The 17,263-nt window shown below is 42.3% G+C and carries 12 protein-coding genes; all 12 read right to left on the bottom strand.

Annotation, left to right across the window (positions count from 1 at the left end):
* Window positions 1-7 precede the first annotated feature (7 nt).
* The 12 genes from J5W02_RS00405 to J5W02_RS00350 all read right to left on the bottom strand — a co-directional run bounded on the left by J5W02_RS00405 (window position 8) and on the right by J5W02_RS00350 (window position 17,250).
* Window positions 8-838: a Cof-type HAD-IIB family hydrolase gene (locus J5W02_RS00405; RefSeq protein ID WP_219938464.1), complete on the bottom strand. Its 831-nt coding sequence runs from the start codon at window positions 836-838 to the stop codon at window positions 8-10.
* Between the two features lie 5 nt (window positions 839-843).
* Window positions 844-2,061, bottom strand: a complete 1,218-nt coding sequence (locus tag J5W02_RS00400) for an ROK family transcriptional regulator (protein ID WP_219938462.1) — start codon at window positions 2,059-2,061, stop codon at window positions 844-846.
* Window positions 2,062-2,404: 343 nt separating this feature from the next.
* Window positions 2,405-2,752, bottom strand: coding sequence for a DUF2200 domain-containing protein (locus tag J5W02_RS00395; RefSeq protein WP_219938460.1), 348 nt, complete (start codon window positions 2,750-2,752; stop codon window positions 2,405-2,407).
* Window positions 2,749-2,952: a hypothetical protein gene (locus J5W02_RS00390; protein WP_219938458.1), complete on the bottom strand. Its 204-nt coding sequence runs from the start codon at window positions 2,950-2,952 to the stop codon at window positions 2,749-2,751. Before J5W02_RS00390 ends, J5W02_RS00395 begins: the two co-directional genes overlap by 4 nt.
* A gap of 2 nt (window positions 2,953-2,954) precedes the next feature.
* Window positions 2,955-3,359 (bottom strand): iron chaperone, encoded by a 405-nt coding sequence (locus J5W02_RS00385; RefSeq protein ID WP_219938456.1) that lies wholly within the window; start codon window positions 3,357-3,359, stop codon window positions 2,955-2,957.
* 35 nt (window positions 3,360-3,394) lie between these two features.
* Window positions 3,395-3,925, bottom strand: coding sequence for a VanZ family protein (locus J5W02_RS00380; protein WP_330659639.1), 531 nt, complete (start codon window positions 3,923-3,925; stop codon window positions 3,395-3,397).
* 140 nt (window positions 3,926-4,065) lie between these two features.
* Window positions 4,066-4,359 (bottom strand): MGMT family protein, encoded by a 294-nt coding sequence (locus tag J5W02_RS00375; RefSeq protein WP_219938454.1) that lies wholly within the window; start codon window positions 4,357-4,359, stop codon window positions 4,066-4,068.
* Between the two features lie 330 nt (window positions 4,360-4,689).
* Window positions 4,690-9,279 carry a DUF3883 domain-containing protein gene (locus tag J5W02_RS00370; protein WP_219938452.1) on the bottom strand — a complete coding sequence of 1,530 codons (4,590 nt, stop codon included), beginning with the start codon at window positions 9,277-9,279 and terminating at the stop codon, window positions 4,690-4,692.
* A 148-nt stretch (window positions 9,280-9,427) separates the two neighbouring features.
* Complete coding sequence (locus J5W02_RS14820; RefSeq protein ID WP_219938450.1) at window positions 9,428-10,339, bottom strand: HNH endonuclease; 912 nt, start codon at window positions 10,337-10,339, stop codon at window positions 9,428-9,430.
* A 70-nt stretch (window positions 10,340-10,409) separates the two neighbouring features.
* Window positions 10,410-11,405: a restriction endonuclease gene (locus J5W02_RS00360; protein WP_219938448.1), complete on the bottom strand. Its 996-nt coding sequence runs from the start codon at window positions 11,403-11,405 to the stop codon at window positions 10,410-10,412.
* A gap of 125 nt (window positions 11,406-11,530) precedes the next feature.
* The gene (locus tag J5W02_RS00355) at window positions 11,531-14,104 is read right to left on the bottom strand and encodes a YgjP-like metallopeptidase domain-containing protein (RefSeq protein ID WP_219938446.1); all 2,574 of its coding nucleotides are present in this window, start codon (window positions 14,102-14,104) and stop codon (window positions 11,531-11,533) included.
* A complete protein-coding gene (locus J5W02_RS00350; protein ID WP_219938444.1) occupies window positions 14,104-17,250 on the bottom strand; it encodes a type I restriction endonuclease subunit R in 3,147 nt (1,048 codons plus the stop codon). The genes J5W02_RS00355 and J5W02_RS00350 overlap by 1 nt, the downstream gene beginning before the upstream one ends.
* Window positions 17,251-17,263 lie beyond the last annotated feature (13 nt).

Raw genomic sequence — 17,263 nt, 5'->3', positions numbered from 1 at the left:
AAATTTATTAAACGTTTTTTGCGAATATTAACTGTTCAAGTCCTGCGAGCACACCTTCGTGGTCGTTGTCTGCCGTCACATTCCGCGCCTGCCTTTTTACCTCCGCCGGCGCGTTTCCCATTGCAAAGCAGGTACCGGTGGCAAGCAGCATATCCATGTCATTAAAATTGTCGCCGAAGGATACGGTAGCCTCAATGGGAATATCATAGGCCTTGCAAAGATACTTGACCGCGCCCGATTTTGAGGCAGATCCGTCCATAATTTCAAGATAGGTGTCTTTGGAGCGGTAAATGGAAAGGCCCGAAAAATTTTCTTTCAGTGCATTGCCGAGGTCCGCTATCGCCCCGGCTTCTCCCATGCACAAAAGCTTATGTATATGCCCTTTTTGCGGAACCAAGTCGGAAATCCTGCCTTCTTTCGGCACCGACGCCGTAATGCTTTGTTCCTGCAAAATCCATTTGTCATGAACATTGTCTGCAATCCAGTCATCGTGGCAATACGCGCTGCAGCAAACTTGCTTCCATTTTCTTTTCACAAAGCTATCCATAAGAATCGCTTTTTCACGGTCGATCCCAGCTGTTCTGACCGGGTCCCCGCATTCATTGAGAATCAGTGCGCCGCTGTAACAAACAATCGGTGCTTTTATTCCCAATTCGCGCTGCAAAGGGAAAATTCCCGAGGGCATACGCGCCGAAACAAGTATAAAAGGGATGCCGATATGATAGAGCTCCTGTATTTTTTGTATGGTGCCCGAAGAAACACGGTGTTCCGAGTCTATGAGAGTCCCGTCAATATCGCAAAAGACCATTTTATATTGCATTGTTTCGGGAGCAATCATTGATCTTACCCCCTTTTTCCGGCTGCCGAAAACTTACTGGGCAGCTGCAGCACCTTGTCCGTCGCTGTTGCGGCTGCGCCGTAAAGGGTGGGATCCACCTTGAGGTCGGATATTTTAATCCGCACCTTGGTGTGCAGCTCGGGAATCACGCGCTGCCTTACCACTTCCTGAATAATCGGCAGCAGCAAATCCCCTCCCTGAGATACGACGTCGCCAATAATAATAATGTCGGGGTTATAGCCGTTTATCAGAGTAACGCAGCCGTAACCGATATACTCCGCTGTCTCTCGCACTATATCCATCGCTTTTTGATTGCCGGCACGGGCCGCTTCAAAAACGGCGGTGCAGGCGTCGCTGCTTTGCGGATTTTCGCTGGGAAGGCATTCCGGCACACGTTCCTTCACTTTCTTCAATATGGCCGGAGCCGAACAATACATTTCTAAGCAGCCATAGTTCCCGCATTCACAGCGCGGGCCGTGGACGTCCACACTAATGTGCCCGGTTTCACAAGCAGTGCCCTGCACACCCAGAAAAAGGCGTCCGCGCTCAATAATACCGGCACCCACGCCGTCGCCTACCAGAAAATATGCCAGCGTATGCAGCGGCTGGGTGTGCCCTCCAAACAGCCACTCAGCCAACGCGCCCGCGTTTGCGTCATGCTCTATAAAAACGGGCTTATTGAACTCTTCCTTGAATTCCTCTATAAAATTGACCGTGTGCCAGGCAGACATTTGGGTCACTACCGCAATACGGCCTTCATCCCTCAGGTAAGGCCCCGGAACAGCAAGCCCAATGGAAACCACATTTTCATATTTGTTCAGCATTTCGTGAATCTGCTTTTTCATAGCAGAAAGAACCTTTTGGGGATCTTCCTCAAACGGATACTTTGTTTCGGTTTGGAAGTATATTTTCCCTGAAATATCGAACACGCCCACCGCGAACATCTGTCTTGCAAACTTCACCCCAATGATTTGATGCTTGTCGGCGTTCAGTTTGAGCCCGATTGAGCGGCGGTTGTCGCTGCCCGTTATAATTCCCACTTCAGATACAATGCCCATCTCCATCATCGACGCTACTATTTTTGTAATAGCCGCCTGGGTAAGACCCGTTTGTCTGGCAATGTCCGCCCGGGAACACACCTCTTGCTGCTGTAAGATTCTTACAACGGCAGAGCGATTCATTTCCGTTAAATCACTATTATTTTTCCCTATAACACCTGTCATTTTCGCTTTCCGTCCTTTACTCGCTTTAGACTGTATACACGCAGTTAATTCATTCACTCTGTTAATATATTAATTCATGAACATCAACATGTCAAGTATTTTTTTTAAAAGTTAATTATTTTTGTACTAATTGCTTTCCAGAGCTAAGCCGTGCTCCTTTCAGCATCCAATGGACAGCGTGTGTATATGAATAAGGGTAAAAACAGGAAGGCCGTCCGCAAATATTGCGGACGGCCTTCCTGTTCTTTCCTATAAGACTGTATTTTATGGTAACCATCATGCGTTTTGACAAGACGAACAGAGGTGGCGGCTCTTTGACTTCATCATCCCCAAGAGCACAGCCTCAACTCCTCAAAATCTTCTCCATTGGCTTGCCTTTTGCCAATTCGTCAACCAGTTTGTCAAGCCAGCGAATTTTCTGCATAAGCGGGTCTTCGATTTCCTCAACGCGAATGCCGCAGACTGCTCCCGTGATTTTATGGGCGTTTGGGTTGATTTGCGGGGCCTCAGCAAAAAACGTTTCGTAATCAACCTCTTTCTCGATTTGCGCCCGCAAGCCATGCTCGTCATAGCCCGTCAGCCAGCAAGTGACCAAATCGACTTCCGCTTTTGCGCGGCCCTTTTTCTCCGCTTTTTGAACGAGCAGCGGGTAGACTTTAGAAAAAGCAGTCGTAAATATTCTTGGTTTCATAGCATTTTCTCTCCCGGTTCTTTTTGGGCTTGTTCCTTTTCGATCAATGTCAGTGCAACCTTCAGGGCGGCGATTCGCCGTTCAAGAAGAGTCTGCTGTGACTTACCCAGTTTCGCGGCGTCTATCTTCTCGCACTTATGGAGCGTGGACAGCAAGGCACGATGCGCTTCGCTTAATTCTTCGGCTGTAAATTCCGCCATTCTTATCCCTCCGCTTGCTTTACCCTCCACCGCACAATGTCGGTGATGAGTTCGTAATCAATCGGCTTGCCGATCGGAAGCTGGATTGCTCCTTTACTGGTCTTATAGCCTATGAGCCGCTCCGCAAATTCGGCTGTGGCTTCGCCGCCGGGGTACAGCCCGATGTGTTTTTTGAACGCCGCAAAATGGATGAGGTTCTCACCTTGCCAGAAAGTCGGCATCTGCCACGAGATTTTCTCAGCGGCTTCCGGCGCGGCTGCGCGGATGGTTTCTCGGATACTTTGCAGCAGAGGCCGCACATCTTCCGGCTGTACGGCGATGTATTGGTCAATGCTGTTCGGTTTCACGCAAAAGTGATCTTGCTCCGTGTTTTTGAACTCACGTCCGCACTTCGGGCACTTCCACATTTCATTCACGCTCCTTAATATTGTGTTACTGATCTCTATTTGATAATCACCCATCGGTGACTTATTAATAGCAAAGCGACAAGTAATACTGCCAAAACGGTGAATACCGCGGCAAGTACAGTAATAACTTTGTTTGTCCTGCCTTTCAAAGCCTTGGACAGCAAGGCGTAAATGCCAATCCCGATGATCCCTCCGAGCGTATTGCTAAGAACGTCCGTGATGTCGGCTCTGCCGATTGCAAAAATAAATTGTATTATTTCAAAAGCAGAAGTTAATCCAACGATTGCAAGGACCTTTTTCACGAAAGGCCATTTCGCTTTCAGCATACAAGTATAGATTCCCAAAGGGATAAAAGCGAGAATATTCACTCTGATTTCGGCAAAGCGAATCACGCCATTGTTCCCGAAAGACCCCAAAAGCGGAATCAGATTGACAACTCGTCCTTCTTTCGTTACCGGGATAGAAAATTGCAGTTTGAAGAGAATCAGCCAAGTTAACGCCAGTAAATAAATTGCAAATAACACGAGTGTAAGCGTGTTTCGTTTTCCCGGTTTTATATCAATCACACTCCTTAATTGTAAGGCTTTATGCCTTCTCAATCAAACAGCAGACTCCCGTATGACTTGAGTAGACAATAATGATGTCGCTCGAAGCTGGTATATCCTTGTCGAAGATGTAAAATTTTATCGCTTTAACAGCGCCGCGGTCAGCCAAACCAACTGCATAACTTCATATCAACGCGGCCGTCAGGCAGGAATGTCACTCCTTCGGTTTTAAGAATTTCTCTGCGCATATCCTCATAAATACCACCCGTAATCGTACCGTCCTTCATGACCACCCTCTGCCAAGGCAACCCGTCAGGACAGCATCGCATGGCCCATCCGACCTCTCGTGCCGCACGGGGTCGCCCCAACATACACGCAATCTGACCGTATGAGACCACCCTCCCACAAGGTATTTGTTCTACAATGCCATATACTTGTTTAAAGAATGGGGACATGATATCTACTCCTTAATCGAACGTTCCAGCAAACAGCAGCACTCCACATGCCTCGATAGCATCAGATTGATGTCTGGTCTGTATTTTTCATTTTGCCTGTTCGCGGGAATAGGTCGAGCATGGTTTTTATGGGTATTATCGGTTCGCGGGAACAGGTCAATAGTTTTTGCCCGTTCGCGGGAATAAGTTTGTTCAGACACATTTCCAGTTGACGCATAGTTTGCCGGAACTATATGTTACCCTACGCAGTATAACCTCCGCTATTTAGTTAATAGATAATCCACGTATACGTTGGAAAATGCCCAGCAGAAGTAATTGATTCTTGGCAGGTTATGCATTTTTGTTTCCCGAATCAATCTGACAATGTACCGTATAGTTATCTCCCGTGATGCTAAACTTCGAGTTACAAAAACGGTCTTCGCCATCTGCATAATTAAATAAACCTACAAGTCTATAAATCTTTCTTTCGTTGGCATTCATTAACGCAGTAACCAATACGACCTCAAATTGGTGCGGATGTGCTTCTGCAAAGTTCAGTTCATTTTCCGTAATTACAAATGCAATTTCAGTCCCGGTAGTAGACTTTATTTCTACATAAATGGTTTCACCTTTTTCATTAGAATACTTGAGGTCATAGCCCAAGCCACCTATGCCATCAGGGTTGACCCCTTCTTTTTTTGCGTTCTCCGATACCCATACCACATTCCGAAAAACAGATTTCATTTGTTCATATACGAGTTTCTCGGCAAACGCTCCCCAATCTGATATATTGCGTTCACGCTTCATTCCCGCCAAGCGATTACCAGAACGGGTTGTATGCCCTGTATTATTGTTTATATTGTTCGGTGGAGCAGAAACATCAACCGAAATAATCGGGATGGGGGGCGCGGACGTAGCGCTTAATATTCTTGATTCATGTGCCTTAGCATTATCAATCTCCGTTTTTCTGGAGTTGTATGCCTGGTTTAACTCATCAAAATTGCCGAAGTACAACAGGCTCTCCAATTCTGAATCAACGAACATATCGTTAACTATGAGCATATCTTTATCTTTCACAAAAATTTCCTTATTCGTTTTCCAAGCCGAGTTTGCGTCCTCATTAGACACTGATGAAATTATATTTCCAAAGTGCTTTAAAAACTCAGCGTTCCAATCGTAATTGATGCTGTTAGGCGGGTTGAAAACAAACATTTTGTATGCATCCAATTGTTTCAAGAATGTACGTTGTACACTAATGGACTCTTTTTTTAGCATTGCAAACAATCCGTTTTTATATGAATTGAATTCATCATTGGACCTCTTTTGTAAACACTCTAAATAAAAAGGTGTTAAGTCTATGCTTACTTCAGATTTTTCATTAAAATATTCAATATCAACATTTAGTCTGCTTAAAATATTAATAAGCGCCCCCGCATTTGCCGTTGAGTTAAAATCAGCAAAGTTTATTGAGTCTATGTCTGCTTCAATTGATGCAATGATATCTTCGCCGGCGATAAGGATGCAAGCTGAAAGAAACATTTCCTTTTCTGATTGTGTGCGATTTAAGACATCGCGAGACCTTTCGAGAATGCTTAAATCATCATAATCGTGTAGGATTAAAGCATTGCGATTGTGCGGCTCCTTCTCATATAAAGAGCGTACATACCCGAAAAGAGTGTCATCCTGAATATCAATGGCTGTCATAAAAAGTTCGGCAATTGCGGAACAGAAATCAACATTACTCTTTAGCTGCTTTAAATTACCACCATTTCTAGGTGCTTGAACATAAACACAGTTTTTTCCCCTGATATAAGAGCTTTCACCTAATTCAACTTCTCCTTTGCCATAGTCTGCTTTTATATTGGTACACAAACGAACCTTCAAGGACTTCACGGTGGAAATCTCACTCTGCTTTGCGCTATCCACGCGAGAGCAAAAAGCATAACATATAAAATCATTAAAATCTTGTTCAAAGGCAGCGCTCTCTGGGTGAATTGTCGGATCGCCGACTACAGACCCTTTGATTTTTAATGACGACACTCCAAAATAACGCTTAATATTTTCTTGATTTTGTCTGCTGGGTATAGCAATCAAATTAAAATCCTTTAGTATTTCACGACTTACCGTCTTTTCATTAAGATAGCGCACATCCTTTATCGCCATATATGTTTTTGAAGTTTTGCAATAAACCTTCCCGTTTTGTAAAAATTCACGATATTTTCCGTTGTTAGGGTCGAAATTTCTTAGACCGCCAGACTTTAAAATGGATGTATAAAGTGCCTTACTTATATCACCGTTTTCGTCGGCTTGGGGTATTGCCAGCAACAATGAATAAAGTGTTCCTGTGTCAAGTACTGAATAATCAGACGCGACACCAATCTGTTCCAAAATATCCTGAACAGCATTTGTTTCCGAAATTTTGCGGTTATGATTATCTATGAATAAGTCCAAATTAGGTGCGACAACTATTGGCGCAAATAATGTGCCGACTTTACTCACCAATAAACACTGCTTCGGAGAATACCTGATACCATCAACCTCTATCCACTTGCTCGTTGCAAAGGTAAAATGAAGGTATGAAGCTAACTGCTCACCGCTAATGGCTCTGAATTTTTGCTGATACAAATTATCAACATAAGCACGGCTTGTGCTTGGCTCATATTCGGATAGCAAGAGGCGAAGGTTCTCGTCGTGTCGAATCCAATCGATTATGCTTTTGGTATTTGCCTTTTCAAGTATTTCATTAAGATGTTCAACAGTAACAATTTCAACATATCTAAGAGTTGCGTTGCGAAATTCTTGTTCGTTGTTATAGCGATTGTCCTCTGCGAGCAACGGGTATTTTTTTATACTTCTGTATATAATTTCTTTGTACGCTTCTGGAACTGGACGGATTTGTACTTTAGTCTTTCGAGGAAACTGGGAGACACCTAACGCCGTCAAAAATTCCATGTACTGTTGTTTTGTCAAATCAGTTAAAGATATTCGCTTTGGTATTGAAACAAAAAGGGCATCATTTTTATCAAACAAATTTTCAGTTATTGCGTTGCCAAACTCTTGTCCAAAATATAATTCGTTTGCGTTTTTAACTTCACCCTTACGATTTATCAATGGAATTGTTGTTAAAGCAACCATTTCGTTTTTCAAAACATTAGCTTTCCATAATTTCCATAGCCACTCGATAGTTTCTTCGTAACACCCGCGTGTTTTCTTGCTTGTTTGATGTGTACGGCTTTTTAAACGAGAAATTACCGCGTTAATAATGTTTGCAAGATTATATTCTCGAACATTGAATTTCGAGAGTTCAATGGCAAGACCTCTTAATGTGCTTTCTTTGCCTTGTAGGTCACGCAAAGCACTTACGAGGTCTTTATTCATAAAAACAATTTTCGTAAAATCAGGCGGTGAGGAAAATTCAACATTTTCTGCTGGTAAAAATACTTGTTGATCGTCAGTTACAGAATTACCTCGACTGTCCAACACAAAATGCGGCTTATTTTCCGGTGAAATATCATTCTTATATTCGTTTATAAATGCAAGCCATAATGCTGCCCTCTCTTTGATTTGAAACGACGGTAAAACAACATTGATGCCAGTTGTGATTTCGCCATATGGATACCGCAAACTTGTTTTTTTATACTTTGCAATGGATTTTAACATAGCTCTTATAGAAATATTATCCGTTGGAGGCATTAACGTAGCAAATACATCACCGCTCAATAAATCGGCAATATTACTATCATAAAATCTTGGCTTTTCAGCAAACGATATATATTTGCTATCTATGGTGGGAAATACTTTGCTTGCAGCAACCACTTCAAGATAATAATCTCTAATAGAAAAATCGTCCCAACTTAACTCATTAGGAAAATCTCTTATTGTTGAAAGCAGGGCAAGAGGAGCATAATTCACGCTCTCTGAAGTTGTCAGTAGTGCAAGTTCAATTAGCGTATCACAAATAGTTTTGAGTATGTACTTATTCGCCTCTGTTTCATTAAGGTGATTTCTGTCTGCGTTTAGGTCAAACGTTGCGTGAACAAGCGCATGAACGGGGAATTGTACCTTTGTCTTAAAGTAACTGTATAAAACGTCTGGAACAACAGACATATCTTCTTTAAATGCGACCATCACGCCATATTTTTGCTTCTCAAAGATGCCCTCTCGAGATAGGATAGACCAATCGTCTGTTTCGACGGTCTCGCCATTTCTGGTTGTGGTAATATGTATGTCTCTAATACCGTTTTCACGTTCAGAAATGATCTTTTTATAAATATAAATTTCTCCGTTATATTCTATTGTCAGTTTCTCAAGTTTTTCTAAAAACAAAAGCGTTTTTGAGTTGATTTGTTGTAGCTGACTTATCACTTTATCAACAACGTCATCTTTTAATGCGACCTCAATTACTGTATCGTATTCTTTGTCTTTTAAAGGCTTAATCAACCGAGGTGCAACGAGTGTCGCAAGCTGTACATCATCATGTGTTTTGCAAAACTCAGCAACATTAGCGTTTTCAAGCAACTCAGTCAGCGTTTCCCGTGCATGGATTTCTGAAAATTCCACAGACAAATCACCACTATAAATGCGGACACGATCTGCCCAGTTAAGTATAGAGCGAAATCCTGTACCTTTATTGCCGATATAATCATTCTTATTGTGCTTCGGACTGAGGTTCGAATACATTAACGAAATAAAGCCTTCAAAAGTGAATACGCTTCCGTTATTACTAATTGTCAGCACATTATCTTTTAATATTATAGCAACAGAGCGGTCATCTGTTCCACCGAGTTCGTCGACTGCATTTTGGAGCAGTTCTAACAGTTCACGGCCATGATACCCTCTAATTTCTGCCGTTTCTTTTCTATAATCAGCTAATATGCGGTTAGGGTCAAGAGCATAGCCCTTTTTCATAGTATCTATTGCGTGTGTTACTTTATCGTTCATTTAAACATTCTCCTAACCTCATTTAGCCATTGCATTTTTGAATTTCTTACAGCCTACTCCTGCACTTTTCACCGAATCTACAAACCTTTGCAGGACCGTCTTCTTTCGGTAATGCTCTTACACTTAATTGTTGTCATTCATTATCTATTTACCCTTTGTAACAATGTTCGTTATGCCACATTATGTATTCCTGTGAGGGAAGCTCGACTGATGAAGACGGCATTGACTGCAGTTTACTACCATGATATCTATAATAATCCTTTCCATTGCCATAATCCTCATTAAGCCTTTTGCTTACCTCAATGACAAAATCGGAGTTTATCGTTATGTATCCATCATCAAACAGTGTGTGAAAATCGGAGCGTAAAAGCAATCCGTTCTTTATATCGTGAGGCCCGTTTTCAGAAAAGGGTTTGATGTGGGCAGCCTCTAGCACAGGAAGCGTTTTTTCTCCAGTAATGGCACACCTACGCTGATAGGCCTCTGTCACCACTATCCTGAAAGTGCCTTGACCAAGTCTGTGCATAGTCAATGATTCAGCATACCTTGATTTCTGATCATTGAAGTTCGCATTATTGCACAACTGAAGCCTTTCGTGAATCTGGCAATATAAGTGATTGCCAAGTTCCGTGGTTGTTTCATATGTCTTTCCTTGTACAATGTTTGGATTCCAATCTATAGGCACTGGAATCCAGTCATGCTCGTCAAAAAAGAACGGCTCAGTAAGTATGATACACCCAATTGGGGCGTTATCACTGTTGATTCCATTACGACTACGGTATTTTTTTATTCTCTTCTGAAGCTCTTCATATGAGGTTGTACCATTTTTCATTCCGAAAGCTTGCCATGCGAGGAAAGAAGGTAATAGCGAAAAGCGTACAAAAAAACCGCCTCCAACGATAAAATTTGCAGGATGGTGTAATTTGAATAGAAACATATCGTTGGGCTCTAGGGCTTTAAAATTACTCGATCCTGGCTTCCAGAAATTCACCTCTTCTGGTTTCTGAGCTTTAAGTTGCTCATACCAATCTTTATCGGTTATTCCAACGTATATTTTCACGTTTTACACCTCTCATCTCATATGCGAATTCCTTACTCTGTATATTAGACAGACAAGAATCATATAAACTTTACTCTTTATCGTTAGGCATTGGTATATATACCATCTTCAGTGGGATCATTCGTCTATATTTCTCACTTAGGTTCCCATAATACTTCAGAATTAGATCCACAAGTTCGGTTCCATTAATACCGCGAATAATCGGTACGCTATCAAGATACTTCTGCGCGTTTTTCGTGTAATTAGACAATGTAACGAACAACCCATAGTCTCCCTCTCGCATTGCGCCCTTTAGCGATTGAATGGTTGTTTCTTTTATATCTCCATCCTGGCTTTTGACCTGCACTAAAATGCGAGGAGGCAACTCATCTTTGTATGCTGTTATATCAATTCCGCTATCACCGCCATGAGCCGAAATTGACGTCCGGTATCCCATCGCGGTCAATAAATCAGCAACAAATTCTTCAAGTTCATATCCCTTAAGATTCTTACTTAATACTTTGAGTATATAGTCTTTTGTAGTTTCAACTATGTCATCTGCTGTAGCCCCGACACTTTCATCGTCTTCTGACGAAATTACAGCCTTTTTGAAACTTTTATCTAACGCACCTAAATACTCATCGGCATAGTTCTTTACTGCAAAAAAAGACATTGCAGAACCGACTTCATACAAAGCTCCTTGTGAAAATGACGTTCTAGGAAGATGTTTCAGCCATTTTACTTTACGCTGCTGAACATATTCTTCTGCATTCGGATTGTATATATAATCGCTCTCAACGGTACCAATATTTATTTGGCGATCTATTTTGGACGGGAAGACAACGTAATCTCCAATTTGCACATCATAAACAAAACGGTATAGCATTCCCACGCCATTTGCTACAGCACCTTTTTTTGAATCAGGATATACCTTGTTATAACGCTCTTTAAACGCTTCTCTGTTTCCTTCGATTTGCTTTAAATCACCCATCTCTCTCCAACCAATAGCAATAACATTATCATTTAAGAAAAGGGCATCATTCATAGTATGGATACCCCACACTCGCTTTTCTTCGTTGCTATTCATAATAAGTCCTCCTTATCCCACTCCACTCAGTTCGAAATGTCGGGTTTAGATGGAATTTTATTATTCCATTTGCACATCGCACTCTATCTACTCACTTTTATCATTAGATTTGGTTATGCCTTTCCTTACTCCTGCGAGCTACTACCCAATTGCGGAACCCCATGTGCTTCTAACATTTCATTTATTGCATAAATTGAGTTTACAGCACACGAGCCAAGAATACACTTATATATGTAGTCTTCCGTTTTTGTAGTATTTAACTTAAAATCAGATTTAGCGAAAAAATCTTCAGCCTCAGCTGGCGATAATTTCAAGCCGACACAAAGCCCAAGCACTGTCTGTTTTGATGTCGGATATTCCTCATCATTGCGTATGCGCTGGATTGTCTTCTCTCCAACAAGAGATAAGTCAGCAAGCTTTTTATTTGACAAATGACGTTCATTCATCAACTGTACCAAGGTTTCAGCAAACGACCCTGGATACCTTCGAAGCGCATTAGACCGCTGAGGCGCATTGTCCATCAAGGCGTTCAACGCCTGGTTATGCACGTTTGTCGGGTCATAAGAACACTCACGGGCTGACAGTTGCGGATTTGTTTTTGTCAGGAATTGAGCGTAAGTTTTTAGTCCCTGGTATTTAGACTCGTATGTATAGCCAAGATCAAATAAATAGCAGCACTCGTCTACATGGGCCAGCCCATATTTTGTCATATGACAAGTGCCGTCGTCACCTATCTCCACATATTCTGGTTTGTTTACGCAGAGGTGACCATCGACATAGACAACATTTCCAGAATCAATAATTTTTCTGAATTCCTTGCTACAGCAGTACGCTTTGAATAAGTCTGTAGCAGAAATTGTAAAGGTCTGATTTCTGCCGACAGCTTCCGCATTGAAAGAAAAATGCGGAATGTAATGACCGTTTACATATGTGTAAACACCATCAATGATGGAGTATCCCAACTGACGCATACGAGTTTTTACAGCTTGTCGCGATACGCCGTAGTACTCGCCAACTCTATCGATAACGGTTTCCAAGCCTTGCTGTTTATATGCTTCTTCCACTGATTCAACATACTCTTTTAGAAGCTTATCAATTACGATTCTGCATGTCTGATAAGGCATCAAGATGTTAAGAACTACACTATTAGCTTGCCATTCCATCCAGTCTATAGCTTTCCACTTTTCGGTGTCTTTGTTATTTGCTTGGATAGCACACTGTATTACTTTCCCAACATCATCCTTGGCACCAATCATCTTCATGAGGGCGTGGTATGGTCGATGCCTGTACCAGTGATAACACTCATGAGCTATGGTACTGTTGGCGGTGCCATAAGTTTTTTCATAATATACGCGCGGGTCTATATACATGGTCCCGCGTTTTGCTTTACGCACTAGTACATCTTTGTTGGCCCCACCGATATTGCCGTCCTCAAACACGACCATACCAAAGATAGAGAGTTCTTCTGAAAGCCGTGTATCCTCGATTATAGTGAGATTCATATTCTCTGCAATTTGCCTGATAGGAACTGGCACCGGTTTTTCTAAGGCGTCGGGATAGAATTTTTCAAGGAAAAGCGTTGCTTCCTGATCAAAATCATCACGAGTAATAATTGGAACAAGCTCCCCGGAAAAACGGTCATTTCCGTTTTCTTCCTGAACCTCGCATTTGCCGACATTTACAATCGAGAAATTAGAGAGCTCGATACCAATGGAAACCTCACAATGAATGCTCAACCATTTCTCGGAAAAATATGGTTGTCCCTTTCCATTACGATCAATTGACTCAACATCACATGAAACAATAACATCAAAAGCAATAGTGCCTTCGTATGGCTGCTCGATATGTACGACGTTTTCTATCTCGATATCTGAGAGCGCCACATTGTACTTTTTTTTATCAAGTTCTGGATCTGTTTCCAAATAAGCGAGAGCGGCGTCCTTGATTTCATCATACCGCTCGGTGTTGATCAACTTTTTGAGTGGACTTTCATCGTGTGCATCATAATAATCCAGCTTACGCTCATTCAGTTCGTTGCGAATATCTCTCCAGTTCGGCATATACAAATCCATGTATTCAATAAACGTAGCATCATGCTTTCGGGACCGAAGATGTATCAGCTCATGCAGGATAACGAATTCTAGGCACTCAATTGGCTTCTGGGCCAACTGTAGATTAAACCACAGCTTTTTCTTTTCTGTGTTACAGGTGCCCCAGCGGGTGACCATATACTTTGTCTGCCAGCTTTCACAATGAAGATCCGTAATCTGCTCCCACTTTGGCAACAGACGCTCAATCTCCTGCTTTAAAAGAATGCGATATTGCTCGTGAATATAATTCTCACGCTGCTTGACAGTACTTTCATTACTCATTGAGAGAATAACATGATCTCCTTGAAGGGCAAAACTATTCTTTTTACTGTCTGGCACGAACTTTATGAAATACTGTTTTCCCCAGATATAGATGGTTTCGCCAGAAACATACTGGCGTTTACCGCTTCGAGGCTGTTCCTGAAACTTCCGAATCTGCTTTTTTATCCAGCTTACATTTGTGCGGGCATAGACTTCTATCGCTTTATCATCCATAGTAAGAGGTGCAGAAATAATGACATGCCCATCTGGAGGTTTGACATACAGATGCATGTTCTTTATATTCTTTTTTTGCACATTAATCGGGATTCCCGAAATGACAATCTGCATCAATATTCCTCCTGCTTTTTGATAATCTTAAAGATGCGCGCTACTTCATCATCATCATTTAGGACCCGAAACAGTTCACGTTGAATTTTATGTTCTTTAACAGAGTCTCCTCTAAATCCAGGCAACTTGCTTTTGAGCACAGCTTTATGGATTCTAATTGCAAGTTCCTCGTTTTCACCAACATTATCATAAATTGCCTGCAATGCCCGACTATTACGGATACTTTCAGGATAATCCTCATTTTCTTCCGGGTGTTCAACATTTTTTGCCAACTTAATGTAGAGGGCAAGCTGCTCAGAATATGCTATAACGCCTTGATGTCTCTGTTCGATCAGCTTGTCAAGAATTGCAGACATCTTATCGTAGTATTTCGGATTAACCGTGACTTTCTCCACGATCTTACGACGAATATTGTTTTCAATAGCCTCTGCGGCACCATCTTTAGTGCTCTTTGGCTTATCATCATCGTCGAGATCTTTACCCTTGTTCTTAATAAAGTCCAGCAAGGTAAGATCATCAAAGTCACCGATTTTTACGCTCTCAGAGGCAATGATATAGTTGTCTATAAGCTTACGCATATCCGGCTCATATGCTTTAAAATCGAGGAAGTCGCCGCTGTCGTTACCGATAGCCTGCTTAAGCTCAATATAGAAACGGACCCTATCCTCATAAGCATTAATTTCGGTTGATGTGTACACCTCCGTGAGATACGGCTTCGCTTCTGCATAAGCACGTACGAGGCGGCTGACTAGACGGTAAAGTTTTTCTCTCATGCGGGCATAAATTTCCTGTGTCTCTTCGTCGGTGCCAGATGCGCCGCAGAAATAATGGAGATACTGGATATCTTCGCGCGGCTCCTCGACTCCTTCGCACAGTTCTTCCAGTTCGTCATAAGTCTCTTTGAAATACGCGATAGCTTCCTTGCCGCGGTCCTTAATCAGACCGGCGACATCTACTTCATCATAACCGGAGAGGGCACCAGAAGTATATGTATCCATTGCAGACTTCAAGTCGCCAAAGAGTTGCTTGTAGTCAACGATATAGCCGAAATCCTTGCTGTCACTGTCGTTATCCAGACGATTTACACGGCAGATGGCTTGGAAAAGGCCATGATCCTGCATGCTCTTATCCACATAAAGATATGTGCAAGGTGGAGCATCAAAACCGGTCAAAAGCTTGTCCACAACGATTAGCAACTTCATATTTGCGGGCTCTTCTACAAACTTGCGCTTTGCTTCTTCCTCGAAATCCTCAACACGCTTCTGTATGGAAAACTTCTCCGGAAGATTTTCAGGGTCAAGACCCAACATCTTCAGATAGATCTCGTATTTTTCAAAGGTCTCTGTATCATCTTCATCGCTGACGGTATCTGTACGTAAATCACCCACATTCGGTGTGTAGGAAGAAATGATCGCGCACTTCTTAAAACCTCTACTCTGGAATATCTCATAATATTTACACGCAGAATATATGGAATCAGCAACGAGAATGGCATTGCCGTTACCATCCATGAGACGTGGCTTCAGGTCAAAGTCCTCAATGATGTCCCATGCGATTTTCTCAAGGCGAGAGCGGGAGCTGTAAACCTTCTGCATTGTAGCCCATTTCTCCTTTAGCTTCGCCTTGGCGCGTGGAGAAAGACCTCTTGTCTTTGTATCAAACCATAGATCGACTTTATCTTGTGAAGAAAGGTCTTGAGGAATATCGCGGTATTCATAGCGTAAATCCAGAACAACTCCATCTCGTACAGCTTCATCATATTTGTAAGCATGGATATACGGGCCGAACACTTCAATGCTGGTCTTTTTATCCTTTTTCAACAGTGGGGTACCGGTGAAACCAACAAAGATAGCTTTCGGCATAATCGCTTTCATAGCGCCGTGCAACTTGCCAGACTGAGTCCTGTGACATTCATCGACAAATACATACAGCTTACCCTTGGCTTCGAAGCTTTCCGGCAAGCTCTTCATAATTTCCTCGATAAATTTATCATAGTCGGCTTCCGATGCTTCACCGCCTCGCTTGCCGAACTTATGGACAAGGGAGCAAATAAGTGAATCATCATAAGAATTTAGTTTATCAATCAAATCTTGACCGCTTGTAGTTCTGGTGATGCTTTCGTCGACCCCTTTGAATGTCTTTTCAATTTGCTCGTCTAATTCATCTCTATCGGTAACAATCAGCACACGCGGATTTTTGCCGTAACCGTGTGCTAACAACCACTTAGAGAGCCAGACCATTGTCAGAGTCTTACCACTTCCCTGGGTATGCCAAATGATACCACCCTTATCTTTGGCAAGGCGCATCTGTGCCCGCTTGATTCCATAATACTGGTTATAGCGACATACTTTTTTAATTCCCTTATCAAAGACGATAAAGTTCTCAATCAGGTCTATGAACCGTTCCTTATCAAACATGGCATAGAGCTGGCGCAGAAGTTTATTACTAATTTTTGCACACTCGTCATCAATACGGATGTCGGTTTCAGTGCGCTCATCCTTATGGTCATGGAAACCATCTGGCTTCCATTCCAGATAAAACTTTTCTTTTGTCAGCAAAGTGCCATAACGCAGTCCTTCGGTCTCGTTGCCTGCCATGCAGAACTGCACCGTAGAAAAAAATGGCTGGATGAAGCTGTCCTTCTGATTGGTAAGATTTTGTCGGATACCGGTGGAAACAGAGACGCTGCTCTTTTTAAGCTCAATAACCGCAACAGCGATGCCGTTCAGATAAATAACAATGTCCGGACGCTTTTCTTGCGTCATAACAATCGTTACCTCTTCAGCAATTGCGAAATGGTTGTTTGTCGGGTGGTCGGCATCCAGGAAATAAACCGTCTTAGGTGCCATCTCCGGTGATGGCCTCACTTTTGCGCCGTACTTCAGTAGTGAATAGACGGTCTTATTTGCATCATAAATACCGCGAGTCATATCTCCTGCCGCTTTGACAAGTTGATTCACAGCGCCATCAATCAGTACTTGATCGTAACCACAGGAATGGAGATAAGCGCGTAAAAGGTCTTCTTTGATATTCGCGTTTGCCTTATCTTCCAAATTGCCTAAGTAAGTGTAATCCAAAATTTCTCTGTCTTTGAAGAAACCCGTGACCTTTGCTTGTGTAATTTTTTCAGGCTCGCCAATACTCATCTACTATTCCTCC

Origin of the sequence: Caproiciproducens faecalis (genome assembly GCF_019448085.1) — a bacterium.
Lineage (GTDB): Bacteria > Bacillota > Clostridia > Oscillospirales > Acutalibacteraceae > Caproiciproducens > Caproiciproducens faecalis.
Note: the sequence above shows the minus strand (reverse complement) of the source record. Positions and strands in the feature narration are given on the sequence as shown.

Excerpts from the sequence above, each read along its gene's own strand:
- J5W02_RS00350 (WP_219938444.1), bottom strand. The coding sequence starts at position 17,250 with ATGAGTATTGGCGAGCCTGAAAAAATTACACAAGCAAAGGTCACGGGT.
- J5W02_RS00355 (WP_219938446.1), bottom strand. The coding sequence starts at position 14,104 with ATGCAGATTGTCATTTCGGGAATCCCGATTAATGTGCAAAAAAAGAAT.
- J5W02_RS00400 (WP_219938462.1), bottom strand. The coding sequence starts at position 2,061 with ATGACAGGTGTTATAGGGAAAAATAATAGTGATTTAACGGAAATGAAT.
- J5W02_RS00375 (WP_219938454.1), bottom strand. The coding sequence starts at position 4,359 with ATGTCCCCATTCTTTAAACAAGTATATGGCATTGTAGAACAAATACCT.
- J5W02_RS00395 (WP_219938460.1), bottom strand. The coding sequence starts at position 2,752 with ATGAAACCAAGAATATTTACGACTGCTTTTTCTAAAGTCTACCCGCTG.
- J5W02_RS00385 (WP_219938456.1), bottom strand. The coding sequence starts at position 3,359 with ATGTGGAAGTGCCCGAAGTGCGGACGTGAGTTCAAAAACACGGAGCAA.
- J5W02_RS00390 (WP_219938458.1), bottom strand. The coding sequence starts at position 2,952 with ATGGCGGAATTTACAGCCGAAGAATTAAGCGAAGCGCATCGTGCCTTG.
- J5W02_RS00360 (WP_219938448.1), bottom strand. The coding sequence starts at position 11,405 with ATGAATAGCAACGAAGAAAAGCGAGTGTGGGGTATCCATACTATGAAT.
- J5W02_RS00370 (WP_219938452.1), bottom strand. The coding sequence starts at position 9,279 with ATGAACGATAAAGTAACACACGCAATAGATACTATGAAAAAGGGCTAT.
- J5W02_RS00405 (WP_219938464.1), bottom strand. The coding sequence starts at position 838 with ATGATTGCTCCCGAAACAATGCAATATAAAATGGTCTTTTGCGATATT.